We start from the raw sequence: 17,060 nt of genomic DNA, 5'->3' as shown, positions 1-17,060 counted from the left end.
CAGAATAGTGAAAAATTTTCAGTGCAAAATGACAAATCGCTGGAATCGGTATGACGACCGGATTTCGTTCGTAATCCGCTTGCCCAGCCACCCCCTGGCAAGGGGGGCATCACGCCTACCGAGCAAGCTACCGGGGAAGTCACCGGGGAAGTTGAGCGGCTACTGCGCGTCCTGGATGGTGAGATGCCTCGGCAACACATTCAGGAAGCGCTGGCGCTTAAGCACGAGGATCATTTCCGTAACGCCTACCTTAAACCGGCTTTGGCCGTTGGAGTAATCGAGATGACCGTGCCTGACAAACCACGCAGTAGCAATCAGCGCTATCGCCTAACTACCCTCGGGCACCGCTGGTTGGAAACACATCCCGGCCCTGGCACGGGCTGAAATTACTGGGGCCACCCGTTCTTACCCCCAGCGTTCCTCACCAGTACTCACATGCCCCGATAGCGAGTTGTGATCCAGGGGTTGATTGCACCACCAGACACGAAGCCCCTTCCGTTCTCGGTCGGGGCTTTTTGTTGCCCGCAACGCCAGTGTTGGCGGGGTTCCCGGTGCTGATGCCTTGGCTCGGCAAGTGGTCACCGGCGCCTTTTCCTGCCCATCTCCACCCGGAATCCTCCCTTTTCTCCGTTCATCCTTCGGGTAGCCGTAGGATTGGATCATTGTTTTTATTGTTTTTTTTGACTACCCGTTGTGAATCAATAATGCCTACCGGCGGGGTATCAAACTCGCCTTACGTGTCAAACGCCCCAAATACCTCCCGCTGCGCATCCCAATCCGACGGCAACTCATGGTTCTTCAGCCAGCGTCAGCGTCAACGTCAGCGTCAACGTCAGCGTCTTTGGCTGCCGACCGGCGAGGATGGCCTGCACGTTGGCCGGCGACAGCAGCGTCAGCCGAAGCAGTTCCCAGACCGTGGTCGGATTCAGACCCTCCTGACGGGCAATGTCCGACCCGCTTGTCACGATGCTCTCGTCGAGCAACCGCTGCCAGTGGATTGTAGCCGAGAGTCGAAGTCAACCCGTTGCAGTTGTAGTGTCTATGACGTTTTGTGTGGAGGCACCGGCTACGCTCGACTGCCCCGCACACACGCCAACCAACAACGGGAGCATCGTGAGCGCGGAGGGCGCTGCCAAGGGCGGGCAAAGCCCGGCGTCGCGCACTCTTGACCGCGTCGGAAACGCTAAGATGCTAAATGGCTCTGGGCTGGTTGCGGCGTTTTGCGGCCAGCGTCCGAGCCCGTCCGGCGGCGAGGGTTTTTGCCGCCCTTGGAGGGTGGGCTTCGTTGAAGGATCGACTCCGAACGACTCGCGCAGCGCCAGGAGTGGTCGCATCCCGCCTTTGCGGGCGGGCTTCGTTGAAGGCAGGATGGAATGATGCAGCAGCGCGTGTACTTCGAGTCGCATCCCGCCTTTCCCAGCGGGCTTCGGGGTCATCCACAGCCTGATCGCCACCTGTCGGTTGCACCGGATCGATCCGTACGACTACCTGGTCGACGTGTTACCGCGCGTCGGCCACCATCCCGCAGAGCGTCTCCGGGAACTCACCCCTCGACTCTGGACGCAGTTCTTCGCTGCCCATCCGCCTGGCGCGCCTTTGCACCGCCGCGGCACGTAAGGCCTGACGCCGCAGAGGTACCGGTTACGCAGCAGCAACATCTGGGCTTTGGTTGGTTGGGTGCGCGAGCAGATTGATCAGCTGTTGCAGCAAGACTGAATAAGGACTATATTAAGTCTCAATCATATCGAGGAGGCAGGCAGTGCGCTACTCGTCGCAAGTCAAACCCATCAGTTATCTCAAGGCAAACGCCGCCGAAGTCTTGGCCCGGCTGACGGAGGGGCGAGAGCCGCTCGTCATCACCCAGAATGGCGAAGCCAAGGCGGTCATTCAGGATGTCGTTTCCTACGAAGAAACGCAGGAAACCTTGGCGCTGCTGAAAATTCTCGCCCTGGGCAACGCGGAGATTGAAGCTGGGAAAGTAAAGCCCGTGGGTGATGTTGTCGCAAGGTTGCGGGCCAAACCGGCAGCCAAGTAATGGCTGTGCCCAAGTACGAGGTAGTGCTGACCGCGGGTGCCGAGCAGGATCTCGAATCGATTTACGACTACATCGCTGAATTCGACTGCAAGGCCAATTCCGATTACGTCCTTGATCGTTTGTTGGAGGTTGTAGAGAGCCTGACTGCCTTCCCGGAGCGTGGTGCCTACCCCAAGGAACTGATTGCCCTCGGCATCCGGGATTATAGGCAGACCGCCTTCAAGCCCTATCGAGTGATCTACCGCGTCATGGGCCAGAAGGTCTTCATTTATGTGATTGCCGATGGTCGGCGGGACATGCAATCGTTACTTGCGCGCCGTCTGCTCGGGGCCTGACGGCCGAACGCAGTTTTCCGCAGCTACCCTCACCAGTCCTCACATGCCCCGATAGCGAGTTTGCTTCCAGGGAACTACGCACCACCAGACAAGAAGACCAACCCCTCGTCGGGTTGGTTTTTTTTGCCCGCTCCCGCGTGTTTGCGCGGGTGTGTGCGGATTCCTGTGGACTTCGAGTTTTCCCGCGGGCACCCGAATTTGGCCGTTTTCACTCTCTCCGGGGCATTCTTCTCTCCGCCTCGATCTCCGCCGAAGGCCCGAAGTCCACGAGCGCTCGCAATTGGCCTATTAAAAATAAACGGCTTATAGGTGGTTCAATCAAGCGGTTGACTCATGGCATTGGTGGGCGATGGAAACAACAACGCTGGTCACGACCGCAGTTATCGGAAAAGGGCGTTTTTTGCCCCCGACTCTGGCTCTGTTTAGAAGCGCGGTCGATCAAGCTCCTGGTCGATCATTGACACGGGGTCTTCCAATGGTTCCAGATGGGTCGTGACGTGCGCCCGTGGCAAGAAATGATGAATCTCGACCTCGATACGCTCCGCCCAGGTGTGACCTTCCTGTACCGTCCAGTTACCCGGCACCAGGACGTGCAAGACCACGAAGGTACGACTGCCTGACTGACGAGTGCGCAGGGCATGAAAATCCAGCCCCTGGGCGCGATACCCCGCCAACAGCGTTTCGATCTGCTCAAGTTTTTCCGCCGGTACCGATACATCCATCAGGCCGGCGGCGGAGCGCCGCACCAGCTGCAGGCCGGTCCAGACGATGTTCGCCGCAACGAGCAGCGCGATGACCGGATCGAGCCAAAGCCAGCCAGTCAGCCAGACCAGGCCGACGCCGGCAATGACCCCCGCCGAGGTCCACACATCGGTCATCAGGTGATGTGCATCGGCTTCCAGAGTGATCGAATTGTGTTCTCGACCCACACCCATCAAGATCCTCGCGGTCGCGAAATTGATCACGGAAGCGACCACAGAAACCAGCAGTCCGACCCCCACGGCTTCGAGCGACTGAGGATGCATCAGGCGGATAATGGCCGTATAGCCGATGCTGACAGCCGCCAAAAGGATCAGGCAACCCTCGAAAGCACTTGAGAAATATTCAGCCTTGCTGTAACCGTAGGTGTGATTGTCGTCCGCTGGACGCGCCGCCAAGGTCAGCATCCATAGCGCCATCAAGGCCCCTGCAAGGTTCACGAATGACTCGATGGCATCAGACAACAGCCCGACCGAACCGGTCAGCCACCAGGCCACGCCCTTCAGCAGAATGGTGGCAATGGCCGCCGCGATCGACAGCCAGGCGTAGCGTGTCAGCGACGGGGAAAGGGTGGTAGTGCTTTCCATTACTCGGGTACCTTCACTATGATGGTGAGCACCGGCAGGCACCGGCGCACGCGCGGCGCAATATTTTCTTTGTCAGTGTTCTCTGTCGTTTCGTCGAAGGCCCCGGAAAAGGTGTGAGGGTCGAGTAGCGCCACGATGAGGACGGACTGGTTTCTAGGCGGATTCTCCGCACGTGCCGAGTTGCCTGGACGAAGCGGGGACGACCGGTTCAGTCATCGTCATCGTGTTCCTTGCGGCCACGTTTCCCATCGCGCTTGCCCTCCCTTTCCCCGTGGCTGCCTTTGATGTCATCCTCGTCGGCACTGCGGTGACACTCGACGCAATTGTCGAAATCACGGATACCTTCCTCGATATGCTTGCGGCGAATGTTTGCCAGCGAGTGTTCGTGGCACCCGTAGCAGGTGTAGCGGCTGTAGTCATTGCCCAGATGACAGGTCACACAGCGCGCATTGTGGTCGCGGTCCAGGACAAAGTACTTGTTGTGATCGAAGCTTGCCGGTAGCCACTTCTCCTGGTTGTGGCACTGGCTACAGTTGCCGCTGATCTGTTGGTGCAGCGAGTCGGCAGGTGCCTTGTGGCAAGACTGGCACTGCTGGAGCGTGTCCTTCTTCAGCAAGGCATGGTTGAAGCGCCCTTGCTGCCGGAAACGCCTCACTCCCGCATGATCACTATGGCAGGCGACGCAGTCCTGAGTGGCGAGCTTCTGGTGGAAGGGGGTCGTGGTGAGCGGCTTGGCGATCGGCAGGCCGACAGTTGTCAGGCGACCGATATCAGCCGGTTTGTGACAGCTGATACAGAGTTCGGAACTAGCTCCCATGAGGGGCGTGTGACAGGCAAAGCAATCGGCGTCCAGTTGCTGGTGGCCGGGAATCAGCTTTCCTGGTGCGACCATCAACTGCGGATAGACGAAAGCCAGAATCGCCAGCGCGATCAAATTGGCCGCCAGAATGATCTTGACGATACGGCTCATATCCAGCCCCAGAACAGGAAGATGCTGATGATGTGGCCCAGCGCCAAGGTGGCGAACACGATGAAGATCGGAATATGCACCTTTCGCCACAGCGTCATCGCATCGACTGCTACCGCATCCCAGAACACGGCCTGCTCCGCTTCTGACCGCGACAGACCACGCAGTTGAAAGCTGTCGCGCTGACCCTGCAGATGGCGGCGCGAGCGATCCAGCAACAGCTTGCCGACCATGCCGCTGATCACGTTCACGCCCATGGCCACTGTCGCCAGCCAGGGCAGGATGGCGTTGAAATGGATGCCGGCATGGATAAGCACCATCAGCGAACCGAGCCAGGTGCCGATCTCATGCAGGGTAAGCAGGGATTTCGCGTTCCCCGTCGTGATGAACTTGCGTTTGCGCAGCGAATAGACCAGCGAGCCGATGATCAGGATCGTTCCCGGAATGCCCATGTAGCGGCCGACCCACACCAGGTTCAGTCGATGCAGCAGGTAGTCGCCTGCCAGAGTCGCCGCGGCCAGCAGACCCACCAGCAGGGAGAAGGGCAGAACATGCTGACGCCAGAGCGAGGTCATTATCTATACCTCCAGGGTGACGCTGGTCTTGGGCGTGCAGACGCAGAGCAGGCAGGTGCCCGGTTCTGGATCGTAGTCCGGCGGCTGACGGTAGGTCACCTCACCGGCGCGGATGGTCGTCTGGCAGGTGCCGCAGCCGCCAGCCCGGCAACCGGAGTCGACCGGAATGCCGTTGGCCTCGGCGAAGGCGAGCAAGCTGCCGGCAGTGGGTTGCCACGGAAACTGTTTGCCAGACTTCGCGAAGGTGACGACGATGTCGCCATCCTCCACTGCGTTCCGTGGCATCGTGGCAGCGCTGGTTTCGGCTTGCTTGCGGAGGACCGACGCGGGGCCAAAGGCCTCGAAGTGGATGTGGGCGTCGGGCACACCCCAGTCACCGAGCGCAGGCACCAGGCTTTCCATCAGCGGGGCGGGGCCGCAAATATAGAAGTGGTAGGGCTTGAGGGCAAGTTTCAGGCGCAACAGCGCCAGATCGATGCGGCCCTGATGATGATAATCACGTCCGACCACTTCTTCCGGCAGGGGCTGGCTGAAGCAGAACAACAAGTGGAAGTTCGGATGTGCTTCTGCCAAGGCCGCAAGATGCGATCTCATCACCAACTCGCTGCCGTCGCGCACACCGTAGAAAAGCCAGACCTCGCGGCCCGGTTGTTCGACCACGCACCAGTTCAACATGCTTAGCATCGGTGTGATGCCAATGCCGCCACCGATAAGCACCACAGGTGCGTCGCTGCGGTCGATATGAAAATGTCCAGCGGGCGCACGTACCTGGAGCAGGCTGCCAACACCCACCTGGTCGTGGAAGAAATTTGAGGAGCGCCCTGCTGGAAGTTGGTTCCCCGCTGGCGGCAGTATCCGTTTGATCGAGACGCGGTAGCTATCGGGGCGAGGCGCATCCGACAGCGAATAGCAACGGATGACCTGTTCCGTGCCCGCCGTCGTCGGCAGGTCAAGGCGAAAGGTCAGAAACTGTCCTGGCAGAAAACGCGGCAACGCTTGCCCGTCTTCCGGCAGGAGGTAGAACGAGCAGACGGACTGCGCGACATCCTCCGTCACCTTGCGCTCGACCCTGAACGTCCGGAAGCCTGGCCAGGGAGCCTTGGCCAAGTCGCTCTCCGCCGTCGGAGAAGTGGCTTTGACGGGCAGGTTGAACTCCACGGCGCGGCCGCGCAATGCCTGATACTCCTGCCAGTGACGCCAGAAGCCGACACCCAGATAGATCGCCACCTGCAGCACGATTCCCGACGCAATCCAGAGGATCAAGTGGAGAGAAGTCATCTTGCTACGTTCGCTGAGAACAAACGGAAACGATCGCGCGGAGAGCGGTCACGCCGCCCAAGCGCCCATTCTTCAGAAACACCTTGATTCCCTCCCCCTGTCGGTTACAGTGATTTTAGCAACCGCAGGTGAACAGGGCCTGAACGGACGCCTCACCAGAGTAAGCGGTGCATGCTTTCTGGTTTGTGTGGTCGGCGACGCGATGCCCATCGAGAGGAGTGTTTGGCGTCAGCCGCAGGAGGTGCGCCATCTGCGCACCTGTCGCTTTGCAGGATCAGGCCTATCCACTGAACAGGGTTGCAGTGGCTATGCTCATCCGCTCCAGACAACTCAGCACAGGAGTAAATCATGAAACGGAAAACGTGGGTTCTATCGGCCTTGGTAAGCACTTTGTCATTGTCTGCCGGGTGGGCATTGGCAGGCGATCCGCAAGCGATCAAGGAAAAGCCTCAAGTTCAGACGCAGGAGCAAGTCTATGGCAGCCAACTTATGACGCAAGACGAGCAGATGGCACATCGCGCGAAAATGCGGGCCACGACGACTACAGAGGAACGAGAACAGCTCCGCAAGGAACATCATGAGCAGATGCAGGAGCGCGCCAAGGCGCGTGGTGTGACACTGCCCGCCGAACCGCCGGCCAGAGGTGGCGGCATGGGTCCCGGCGGCGGCATGGGGCCTGGTGGTGGTCGTGGTTTCTAAGCGGGCAATAAGTGTCACGTAAAAACTGCCACACCCACCAGCGCCGTGGTCGAGCAAGTTCGTTGTCAAACGCAGGCGACCGATCCGGTAGCGGGGCCGGTGACCATGCGCGGGACGATGCTGGCCAACGTGTCCGCTGGTCTCAACCGTCAGTCGCTCGCGATCGGTTGCAGAAGCTCTGGGTTTGCAGAAAGCAGACATCGCAACCGGCACCTTGATAATCGGGTTCGCTGAGACGCGAATAGGTCCTTCGGTCCACTTGCCGCGTGACAACAGTGTTCTGCGGCCGTCAGCTTTGTGATCAGTAAGCCGACATGGCACTTGTGGACGGCATTAGACAGGTATGGATCTCGGATCCAGTTTACTCGCCTGCGCCTCGACGCTCACGAAAACTGACCCTTTTTTGCTCACGAAAATTGACCCACCGTTGGCGCGCGCCAACACCCAGGTTTTCGCCTCGGAGCGGGGTCAAGGGCGGGCTGCGGTTTTTGCAGCCCGGCGCAGCGTACCGTTGACGCCGCTGCGAGGCGAGTACGCTCGGGAATGGCTGTGTGCGCGGCATTTTCGCGCGCATAGCCATGACGACCAGGCGGGTCCGTTTTTGTGAGCAAAAGTGGGTCAATTCCTGAGAGCGTCAAGGCCTGCGACAGCAGGTCGCCGAGCAGGGCCGGTGCGCGCAGGATTCCGCGCAGTTGTTCGAGCACCGCCGACTCCAGCTCTGCCGCCGGCAAGCGTGGCAGAACGGACGCGCCCGCCTGCTCCTTGGTGTCACGCATCGGGATGTAGTACCGGTAGCGGCGCCCGTTGCTCTTCTTGGTCGTGTGCCAGGGAGACAGGGCACGACTCGCGGCGACCATCACCCCCGCCGACGCCTTAACGGCGCTCGGACGCCTGACCTATCTCTACAGCACCCACCGCGACAGCCAGCGCCACGTTTCTCTCCCGCGCCCGGACGAACAGCAAGCGAAGATCCTCACTGCTCTCGGTCTGACCTTCCCCACCAAGCCAAAAGTTGAGCAGCGCGCCGCGTAGGCCGAGCGCACTGTCTGCGGGTTGCCGCATTTTTGATAAAAATCATATGCATGCGGCAGAATTGCGCTTACAGCGCCGAGGAAGATCCGTTGGGGGGCCGCGCCTTCGCGCGACCCGCCGCGTGGGCATGCATCGATTCTGCCCAGGCAGTTATGGCCTCCTGGGCTTCATTTCCTTGTGCGGCGGCTTCGTCCCAGCAGGCGGCGCTGGATCGGGATCGAACGCGGCTAGGTAGGCCGTGAGGGTGGTGGCGCCCTTCACGTAGGCGCCCTGGGCCTCCGGTGCCTCCGGGTCCTCGGGCATCATGCCGGTGTGGTAGATGCCTACCGGGTTCTCGTCGCCGTCCTTGGCGAGGTGAAACTCCACTCCGTAGCGACTGCGCAGGATGAAGAACGCGACGTGATCCCAGTCGACCGTGAAGTTGTCGCCGGCACGATCGGGTGACTTCGCGTTGCCCTTGAGGTGGATCGATCCGTTCATGAACACCAGGTCGCCCATGCGCGGTTCGAACGGCTTCCAGCTGGTCTCTGTCACGGTCTCGACGCGGCCGCTGAGCTGCACGGCCCCGATGCTGCGGATCCGGTAACCCTTCTTCAGCAGCTCTTCCCACAGCACGCGCGGCAGCAGGTCGCCGACTTGCGGCCGGGTGCCCGGCGCGACCTCGCCGCGCGCCCGGCGGACGAAGTCGTTGCAGTTCAACGGGCCCATGGACATCGCCTTGACGACACCCGGCGGGAAGCAGGCCGTGACGTCGATGCGGCTGCGACCCGCGATCCTGCGCGGCTGGATGCCGGGACCCAGCACGCGGTCGAGGTCCGCATCGGTGTCCTTCGGCTCGGGCCTGATGAGGATCGCATTGCCATCCCCAAGTTCGGCCGTGAAGCGATACAGGGTCGTGGCCGGCGCGGCAGCCTGCTGCACCACGTGCGCCAGTTCGTGGGCGATCAGCCGCCGGCCGCGCCAAGTCTGCGGCGCAAAGTGCCCCTCGCCGAAGAACACGTCGCGCCCCACCGTGAATGCATCGGCCTTCACCTCCCGGGCGAGCGCATTGGCCCGCGGGCCGGTGTGGATACGCACGTCGGGAAGCGCCTGCCCGAGACCAGCCTCCGCGAAGTCGCGCAGGCCAGCGGGCAGTGCGTCGCCGTGACCAGACAGGCCGCGGATCGACCGTTCGACCCCGGCGCTGACGGCACCACCGCCCGCACCCTCTGTGGCATGGCGGTGCAGCACCGCTTCATTCGGATTGAACGGGGGGTCCGGCGCGGCTTCGTCGGCCAGGGCCGGCCGCGCCCGGCCGGGCCGCAAGATCCACGCGTACCGGTCCTGTCCCATGATCTGCGGGATCGATTGCGGCCCGCCACGGCTCGGCAACCTCTCGGCATAGCTCTTGAAAGGCGTGCTGAGCGCGCGGCCCGAGAGGCGGCCGGGACGGCTGGCACCGATAAAATTGAACGAGTCGCCGGCCTCTGCCACCACAATGTTGGCGTGGTAGGCGTTGCCGCCCGGGCGGAGGAACAGGACGATATCGCCCGCCGCGGGTGCGGCCATCGCGGCCGGCGGGCTCGCGCTATCGTAGACCACCGTACCGTTGGCGAGCGCCCAGTCGACCATGCGCTCGGCCCACTGGAGGCCCCAACCGGGCAAGCCGCGACGTTTCAGCATACGCTCCTTGTCGATCTCCTCGTAGCGCTCGGACTGTGGCGGGTAGATCTGGCCGGTGAGAGGGAAGTCATGGTAGCCCGACAGGCGCATCACGGCTTCGGTGTATGTGTTGCAGACGACGCCATAGTCGCGCAGGGCGGTGAGCAGCTCGTTCGACGCCGGACCGGTCTTGTCCACGATGAGGGCGCGCAGCGTCTTCTGCCAGCAGCTTTCCTTGGCTGCGGCCAACTGCCCCGCCAGCTCGGCCGAGGTCTTCTCGGCCTGCTCGAGCGCTTTCAGGGCTTTCTCGGCGGCGTCTCCGCCCGACGCCCCAGCGTCACCGCTGGTGGGCTTGGCTTGCTTGGCAGACCTGCCCGCGTGCAGCTTGGCCTTCAGGCCGGCGATCTCGTCGGCCAGCTGGCGCTGCTTCTGGGCGATCTGCGCTACCGTGTCATCGCCCGAGTAGGCATAGGGCAGGCCCGACAGCCTCTCGGCCCAGCGCAGCACTTCCTTGCGCCGGGCGTCAGCGTCATCTGCCTTGGCGGCCGGCGGGCTGGCCGCGGTGCCGGCGGCGGCAACCTGCCTGAACAGGGTCTCACGCTTCGGTGCCACCTGCAGCGGCGGCGCCTCCGGGAGCGCCGGGTTCTTCGCGGTCTTTGGCGTGTCCGGGGCCTTGGCCCGGTTCGCCGCACCCTGCCCCGGCACGTCCTCGGCCTTCTCCCAAACAAACACCGAGCGGCCGATCTGCAAGTACCGGTGCTTGGCCTTCACGTCCTCCCAGTAGTTATCCGCGGCATGACCCATGTAGTTGCCGTTCTCGTCCCGCGCCGGATAGTCCGAAAACAGGTCGATCATGCCGCCCTGGCCTACCGCACCCACGACCGGATTCGGCTCGTCCCGGTTCAGGATCCTCAGCGCCAGGGCCCGGTAGCGGGTGACGGCTGGGGTCAGCTGGACGGCATAGGCCTGCATCGTCTTGGGCTGCTTCTCGGGCAGCCCGGTCGGGTCCCCGGGCTCGAAGTCGCCAATGAAGGCCCGGTACTCGCGCGAACCCTTGCCCTTGTAGCCGGTCACGCTGCCGTACAGCCGCGGCCGATGCACGATCTTCTGGATCGACGCGCCACCCTTCATCTTGCCCACCAGCACGTAGCCGACCGCGGCGTCCTCGCGCGGGTCGGTCCGCGACGACTCGGCGAAGATCACCGCGGCCAGCGTCTGCACATCGGCCTCCGAGAGGCGGCCGCTCTTCGTCTCGACCATCGGCTCACCGGCGTCCGCGCCGGTGCCGGCATCCGCGGGCTGGCGGGCGATTCCCCCTCCCTGCTGCAGCACATGCGTCAGCTCATGCGCCAGCAAGCGTCTGCCAGCGTCGCTGTGCGGGGCGTATTGGCCGCTGTTGAAAACCATGTCGTGGCCGACGGTATAGGCGAGAGCGTTGACGGCGCGGGCCGATTCGCTGGCCTGGGTGTTGGTGTGAATACGCACGGCACTGAAGTCGGCGCCGAAGCGCGGTTCGAAGAAAGCGCGGGCAGGCGGATCGAGGGGGCTGCCGGGCTGACGCAAGGTGGTGACGACGGTATCGAGGCCGGAATTTTCGCTATCGCTTGCTGGACTCTGGGGCTGCCGCTGCAGTTCCTCGTCTTGTTCGCATTCCTGGCATAGACGCTGGATCGACAACGGACGGATCGGTGTCCGATCGATACCCGGCCGCGTCAAGGCAGGCTCGGGCATGCGCAGGACCTGATCGGCGATACGATCGGCTTCCTGTTCGTAGAAATCGTTCGGGTGGCTGACCGTGAGTTTGGGTTGGAGGACCTGATTACGCAGCCCCGCCGGGATGGCGTGATGACCACCGCGCACGGGATTCACGACATACGTCGGTCCGGGCTTAGCCGGCGAGGAAGTGCGGGGTATACGACTTGAGGATGACGGTATCGCCTGTCTGGTCGCTTTCACGTTTTCTCACCTCCTGCCATCGGCCCCGGAGCCCAAGGCATTCCTGAACGAACCCCAAAAATCAAGGGACGCGGGCGCCCGCAACCGGGCAGTGGTGCCGCGAGCCTTACACTACGTCCATTGGCGGGTCCTGATCCGGCCCGTGCCGCACGGTCTGCCGTTCACTGGCGGGGAGCAGGGGGAAACGGCGCGCCCGGGTAAGGATTCGGCGGTTGCTTGGGAAAGCTTTCCCGCAAATCCTGGATCAAGGCCTCGGCCGCATTGCCGGTCAGGGCAACGATGGATTTCCCATCTTCAGCAATGGTGGCTTCCGTGCCACCCACCATAAAATGCTCGCTGGCGTGGTCCTGGGTCATGACGAAAACCACGCCCTTCATTGGTTGCGGGTAGACACGTTCGTTCTTGTCGTCGATGGAATAGGTGATCCGGTAATAGTTCATACACTGATTCTCCTAACAATTGGCGGCGGCCTTGACCACCGCAACTTACGGATAGAGCAATTCAGCGACGGCAGTCAGCATGCACAATTCTAGACTGGTGCCTTCAAAAGCGTGCCGTTGCCTGCTTGCCAGATAGATACCCCGTCAAAGACCAACAGGCCAGTGTGGCTTCCTGTCGAGGGAAGGAGCATCGGCAGGACGGTATTGGTGTATATGTCGACTCGATATCCCTGACCATTGGTGCACTGGACCAGAAGATGGGTACCGTTGAAACACATCCTTGCCGGCAGGGCGCCTGCGGGCAAGGCTACGCTGGTGGTGGCGGTGCTATCAGTGGCTATCTTGCTCAGGCTGTTGGCGCCAGTGTTGGCCACCCACATGTTGGAATAGTCAAAGACAATAGCCTGTGGAGCCGCGCCAACAGGGATCGTGCCATAAAGGGGGCCGTCAGCCCAGGCGCCCAGTTTGCTGACTGTGTTGTCGCCGGTGTTGGTGATCCAGACATAATTACTTTCACATGCGACTCCTTGCGGATTGCTTCCGACGCTAAAGGTCCCCGCCAGCGATGTGGCGTGTTCGTAAAATACGCTGACCGTGCCGTCGCCGCTATTGGCCACCCATAGCGTCTGATAAAATGGATTGTATGCAATGCCGGCCGGATTCGCGCCAACGGGGATGGTGGCCAGCACGCTGCCGGTAAGGGGATCGATCTTGCTGACGCTGTTGCTGCCGAAGTTGGTGACAAAAACATGCTTCCCGTTGTAGACGACGCTGTGTGGTCTTGTACCGACCATCACGGTCCGCACGACTTGCCCGGTGTCGATGTCGACCTGCAGAACCCGGGCGCTGCCATAGACTGCCACCCACATATATAGGCCGTCAAACGCCATTCCCCGGGATTCCCCCGCCAACAGCGTCGCCGCAACGGTATTGGCTGCAAGGTCGATCTTGGTCACCTGACTCGACCCAGCAACCCACAGGAATCCCGAAACACTCGGCATCGCAGCACCCCAGAACCCGACAGGCGCTGGAACAGTGGCGACCACTGTGTTGGTGTTGGTATCGACCTTCTGGACCTGATTCCCGCCCACCCATAGAAAGCTCCCAATTACGGCAAGCGCAGATGGATAATTGCTCGCTACTGGAACGGTAGCCACCACTATATTGGCGCCGACATCGACCTTGCTCACCGTACCCGAGTTGTTATTCGCCACCCAAAGAAACGTTCCGGTCGCGGCAGCCAGGCCTCTGGGCTGGCTGCCAACGGATACGATCGCCACCACGGTGTTGGTCGCCATATCGATCTTGCTGACGCTATCGCTACCACTGTTGGCGGCCCACAGGAAGCTGCCGACCACCGCGAGGCCAGCAGGGTTCGACTCGACCGCAACCTTAGCTACCACGGCCTCCTTCGCCATATCGATCTTGCTGACGCTATCACCAAAGTAATTCGCAACCCAGAGAAAGGCGCCACTCACCGCCAGGGCGTTCGGTTGCGACCCCACGGATATCCTTGCGACCACGCTGTTGGTCGCGACATCGATCTTGCTCACGGAATTGCTGCCCCAGTTGGCCACCCACAGATAGCCACCGCCGAACGCCAACCCGAAGGGGGTGGAATCGACAGCCACGATAGTCACTACGAGATTGGTCGTCGGGTCGATCTTGAGGACCGCATTCTCATTACTAACAGTATTGGCCACCCAAAAATGGGTTCCGTCAAATGCCATCCCACCGGGCAAGTATGCCAAGGATACGGCCATCGGCGGATTGAAAATCTGGGCCAGTAGCGGCACTCTCAGCAGCCGGGAGCGGGTGATGGGGTCCAGCTTGGCGAGGGTGACGCTGCGGTCAGCCGGCGCGAAAGGGTGGGTGTGGAGCGCGGCAGCGTTGGAAGTCGGACCGGCAGTCAAGACATTCAGGTTGGTCGCAGTGACGTCGCCACTGACACCTGCCAGGTCGGACGGCGATATCTTCTTGCTGTCGGCGCCGTCGTGGCCGTGACCGGTGGCGATGTTGAACCGCGTCTCGCGGGCAATGGCGCCATCGAGGCGCGCGGCAGCAATGACGCCGCTCCCGGCGTTGATCTGGGTGACGAGACGATCGACACCGCCCTGGGTATCGACCTGCGCGGCGGTGGTGAGGTGCGGATTGCTGGTGCTCGCCACGTGGCCATCGAGTTTGCTTCCGTCGGCGGACACATCGCGGCCGTCCACGCTACCGCTGACCGCAATATCGCCGACCACGTCGACCGGCGAACCGATCTTCAGTTTCCCCGACGTATGTCCGGTGACCACGCTTCCTTCGACGGTCACGGTGTCCGCATCGGCGTCGCCGAGTACGACGTTGCCCTGGACGGCGAGGTTGCCGGTCATGGTGACCGGAGAATCGATCCGCAGTTGGCCGCTGCTGTGACCGGTGAGTATGCTCCCCGCGACGGTCACGGTGTCCGTGTCGTCATCCCCGAGAACGACGTTGCCACGCATCTGGTCGGCCTCGATCAGCGTCGTCTGCCCGTGGACTTCCAGGTTGCCCTTCACGGTAAGGTCGCGCCCAACGGTCAGGTCGCCTCCCACGACCGGCGCCGAGTCGATGCGGCGATAGTCGCTTTTCAGGGTCACCGCACCGTTCCCGGCGACGGCCGCAACCTGTGCCAGGCCGACTGCGCCGGCCGGCAGGTCGACGACCACCGCCGGCAGCGCAGTCTCCGTCCAGCGCGTTTCCAGCTTGATCGGGTCGGGATCAACGGCTTTATCGGTCTTCTTCTCCTCGAGAGCGATCACGACGTAAGCATTGGCATGGGTCGCATTGATGGCCACCATGGCATCCGTCTCCAGGACGATCTCACGTCCGTCGTTGTCGATTGCCATGCCGGCTTTGACGATCACCTGGCTGGCGCCCGCAACCACTTCCAGACCATAGACGATTCCCGGCGTATGCGCGCTCTTGTTGTGCTTTCGGCGCATCGACAGGTGGTAGTCCTGCTCAAGCTTGAAATCATCCTCGCGCAGAAACTGGCCAGTGAAATAATTGAGCCGCTGGATTGCCATGGTTTCGCCTCCTCAACAACGCTAAATAAGGGTATCGATGCCAACCGTCGACTGCACGCCGATCTGAAAGGTCGGACCGGAAATGCTCAGGCTGTAGGAAGTGTGTGCCGGCTTTTCGATATCGAGCACCGCCCGCACCGATTCCGTCTTCCGGGACAACTCGGCCGGATCCGGCGTCGTGAACGCGACATTGACGTGAAACAGGTGCGGCGGCATGCCGCCGACAACAGTATCGACGCCGACTGTCGAAATCGTGCCAACCTGTATCGGGTCGTGTTCGTCGGAAATCGACACGCCATCGCCCACGTAGATCTTCAAGTACTCTTCCAGCCCGGCCTTGGTGCCGCGTTTGCGATACAGCGGGATAATCTTTGCAAGCACCGTTCGCTTCTGCTCCGGCGACCAGTCCGCCCGCAGCACCAGTGCAGTCCAGCTGGCCAGCCACGGCAGAAAATCCTCGCGTGCGCGCATGGGGTCGAAGTAGTCGGGGATTTGGTCGAGCAGACACTCCCAATCCGTGAACATCGGATCGATGACCTTGAGCAGGCGCGTCGCCGGGGGTGCGGCATCGCCGTCGGAACCCGAACCCGAGTCAGCGTGCTGCAACAACTCGGGCAGCAGCGATGCATAGTTGAAGGCGGCGTTTTTGGTTGTCATGATCAATTCACCGGGGTTATGGTCAAACTGCGCAAGCTTGGCAGATCGTCGATCGGCACCTCTCGAGCCTGCAGATCTTCGTTGATTTCGAGACCCTCGACATGGTCCACTCCCGCCAGCGATTCGATCAGGTAATAGAGTTCGTAGGCCGACACCGGCCTGCCGAATGGCCAGCCCCTGCGGTCGCGGCCACCGCCGAGCGGATTGAAAAAACCCGAGATGGCGCCGGTAACCGTGTCGACCACCTCCCTTTTCACGGTATTGGGTCGCGTCACAAGCGAGACCTTCAGCGTGATGTCGGTATACCGCGGTGGCCGCACGACGATGCGCGTGCCGACCAGCTTTCGATCGTCAAGTCGTGCCTTGACGGTGCGCAGGAGTGCTGCGTCCGGGACGGCGCCGGAGGCTGGAACGACCGCGACCGTGATCGTGCCAGCCTCCGGAAAGGAGGCAATGGATACGCGGCCGACATCGGCGCTGGCCAACATCGCCTCACGCTCGAAGTCTGCGGTGGTAATGGCTCGATAGGGATCGTTGAAGAAGCGAAGGGCGCGCTGTCTGGCGCCATCCAGAGACTCCGCGACCGGCCGCGGTCCAGACACCCATAATCCCTGCAGTCGCATCTGCGCTGCGCGGACGATGTCGGCGGCCTGCATCGCCCCGGCGCGCAATACGATCAATACCGATACGCGGTTCTCGCGCTCGGCGTAGCGGACATGCACCTCGTCGACCTCGCCGCTCACCTGTCTTGCCGCGCGCTCGATATCCTGGGTGGTGACACCGCTCATTGCCTGTCGGAAGTCCTCACTCTGGATGGACGACTCGCCGAGCAGTAGCGAGATGAAGTTGGCCAGGGTCCTGGCGGGTATGCGGTTGGCGCGATAAAGGTTCGCTTCGCTCACCCACGCCAACAACTCGAGCAGGGTGATGCCGGGGTCGGAAAGGTTGTGGTTGGTCCACTCCGGCGCCAGCAACGGAATCATGGCGCGCATTTCTCCGACCAGATCGTCGAAGCGGCGGGTGTCGAGATCTGGCAGCGGCAATGGCAT

The 17,060-nt window shown here is 61.9% G+C and carries 14 protein-coding genes and 2 pseudogenes; 5 read left to right on the top strand and 11 right to left on the bottom strand.

The window, feature by feature from the left end:
• Positions 1-108 precede the first annotated feature (108 nt).
• A complete protein-coding gene (locus tag QZ648_RS08520; protein WP_366144108.1) occupies positions 109-384 on the top strand; it encodes a Fic family protein in 276 nt (91 codons plus the stop codon).
• A gap of 404 nt (positions 385-788) precedes the next feature.
• Here the strand turns inward: QZ648_RS08520 and QZ648_RS08515 are convergent, their stop codons facing one another.
• Positions 789-965 (bottom strand): hypothetical protein, encoded by a 177-nt coding sequence (locus QZ648_RS08515; RefSeq protein ID WP_291996717.1) that lies wholly within the window; start codon positions 963-965, stop codon positions 789-791.
• Between the two features lie 463 nt (positions 966-1,428).
• On the opposite strand from QZ648_RS08515, the pseudogene QZ648_RS08510 reads away from it, so the two are divergent.
• From QZ648_RS08510 to QZ648_RS08500, 3 genes and pseudogenes are all read left to right on the top strand, one after another.
• Positions 1,429-1,617 (top strand): annotated as a pseudogene (locus QZ648_RS08510) (transposase domain-containing protein); the annotation flags it as partial.
• A gap of 142 nt (positions 1,618-1,759) precedes the next feature.
• Positions 1,760-2,035 carry a type II toxin-antitoxin system Phd/YefM family antitoxin gene (locus tag QZ648_RS08505; protein ID WP_291996716.1) on the top strand — a complete coding sequence of 92 codons (276 nt, stop codon included), beginning with the start codon at positions 1,760-1,762 and terminating at the stop codon, positions 2,033-2,035.
• Positions 2,035-2,370, top strand: coding sequence for a type II toxin-antitoxin system RelE/ParE family toxin (locus QZ648_RS08500; RefSeq protein ID WP_291996715.1), 336 nt, complete (start codon positions 2,035-2,037; stop codon positions 2,368-2,370). The genes QZ648_RS08505 and QZ648_RS08500 overlap by 1 nt, the downstream gene beginning before the upstream one ends.
• Positions 2,371-2,792: 422 nt before the next feature.
• Here QZ648_RS08500 and QZ648_RS08495 read toward each other — a convergent pair whose 3' ends face one another.
• The 4 genes from QZ648_RS08495 to QZ648_RS08480 all read right to left on the bottom strand — a co-directional run bounded on the left by QZ648_RS08495 (position 2,793) and on the right by QZ648_RS08480 (position 6,536).
• A complete protein-coding gene (locus QZ648_RS08495; RefSeq protein ID WP_169065105.1) occupies positions 2,793-3,716 on the bottom strand; it encodes a cation diffusion facilitator family transporter in 924 nt (307 codons plus the stop codon).
• 208 nt (positions 3,717-3,924) lie between these two features.
• Complete coding sequence (locus QZ648_RS08490; protein WP_291996714.1) at positions 3,925-4,686, bottom strand: cytochrome c3 family protein; 762 nt, start codon at positions 4,684-4,686, stop codon at positions 3,925-3,927.
• Positions 4,683-5,258 (bottom strand): hypothetical protein, encoded by a 576-nt coding sequence (locus QZ648_RS08485; protein WP_366144099.1) that lies wholly within the window; start codon positions 5,256-5,258, stop codon positions 4,683-4,685. The genes QZ648_RS08490 and QZ648_RS08485 overlap by 4 nt, the downstream gene beginning before the upstream one ends.
• A 3-nt stretch (positions 5,259-5,261) precedes the next feature.
• Entirely contained in the window at positions 5,262-6,536 is a 1,275-nt protein-coding gene (locus tag QZ648_RS08480) for a 2Fe-2S iron-sulfur cluster-binding protein (protein ID WP_291996713.1), read from the bottom strand.
• Between the two features lie 348 nt (positions 6,537-6,884).
• Between QZ648_RS08480 and QZ648_RS08475 the strand changes: the two genes are divergently transcribed.
• A complete protein-coding gene (locus tag QZ648_RS08475; RefSeq protein WP_169065102.1) occupies positions 6,885-7,235 on the top strand; it encodes a hypothetical protein in 351 nt (116 codons plus the stop codon).
• Between the two features lie 629 nt (positions 7,236-7,864).
• Here the strand turns inward: QZ648_RS08475 and QZ648_RS08470 are convergent.
• The 6 genes and pseudogenes from QZ648_RS08470 to QZ648_RS08445 form a co-directional block, all read right to left on the bottom strand.
• Positions 7,865-8,077: pseudogene (locus QZ648_RS08470) on the bottom strand (zinc ribbon domain-containing protein); the annotation flags it as partial.
• Between the two features lie 340 nt (positions 8,078-8,417).
• Entirely contained in the window at positions 8,418-11,777 is a 3,360-nt protein-coding gene (locus QZ648_RS08465; RefSeq protein WP_291996711.1) for a DUF4157 domain-containing protein, read from the bottom strand.
• 248 nt (positions 11,778-12,025) lie between these two features.
• The gene (locus tag QZ648_RS08460) at positions 12,026-12,304 is read right to left on the bottom strand and encodes a hypothetical protein (RefSeq protein WP_169065101.1); all 279 of its coding nucleotides are present in this window, start codon (positions 12,302-12,304) and stop codon (positions 12,026-12,028) included.
• 89 nt (positions 12,305-12,393) lie between these two features.
• Complete coding sequence (locus tag QZ648_RS08455) at positions 12,394-15,354, bottom strand: hypothetical protein (protein ID WP_291996709.1); 2,961 nt, start codon at positions 15,352-15,354, stop codon at positions 12,394-12,396.
• A gap of 21 nt (positions 15,355-15,375) precedes the next feature.
• On the bottom strand, positions 15,376-16,011 hold the full coding sequence (locus QZ648_RS08450) for a phage tail protein (protein ID WP_169065099.1): 636 nt from the start codon (positions 16,009-16,011) through the stop codon (positions 15,376-15,378).
• Positions 16,012-16,013: 2 nt separating this feature from the next.
• Complete coding sequence (locus QZ648_RS08445) at positions 16,014-17,060, bottom strand: baseplate J/gp47 family protein (protein ID WP_169065098.1); 1,047 nt, start codon at positions 17,058-17,060, stop codon at positions 16,014-16,016.

The sequence above is a fragment of the Candidatus Accumulibacter sp. ACC012 genome (assembly GCF_907163155.1).
Lineage (GTDB): Bacteria > Pseudomonadota > Gammaproteobacteria > Burkholderiales > Rhodocyclaceae > Accumulibacter > Accumulibacter delftensis.
Note: the sequence above shows the minus strand (reverse complement) of the source record. Positions and strands in the feature narration are given on the sequence as shown.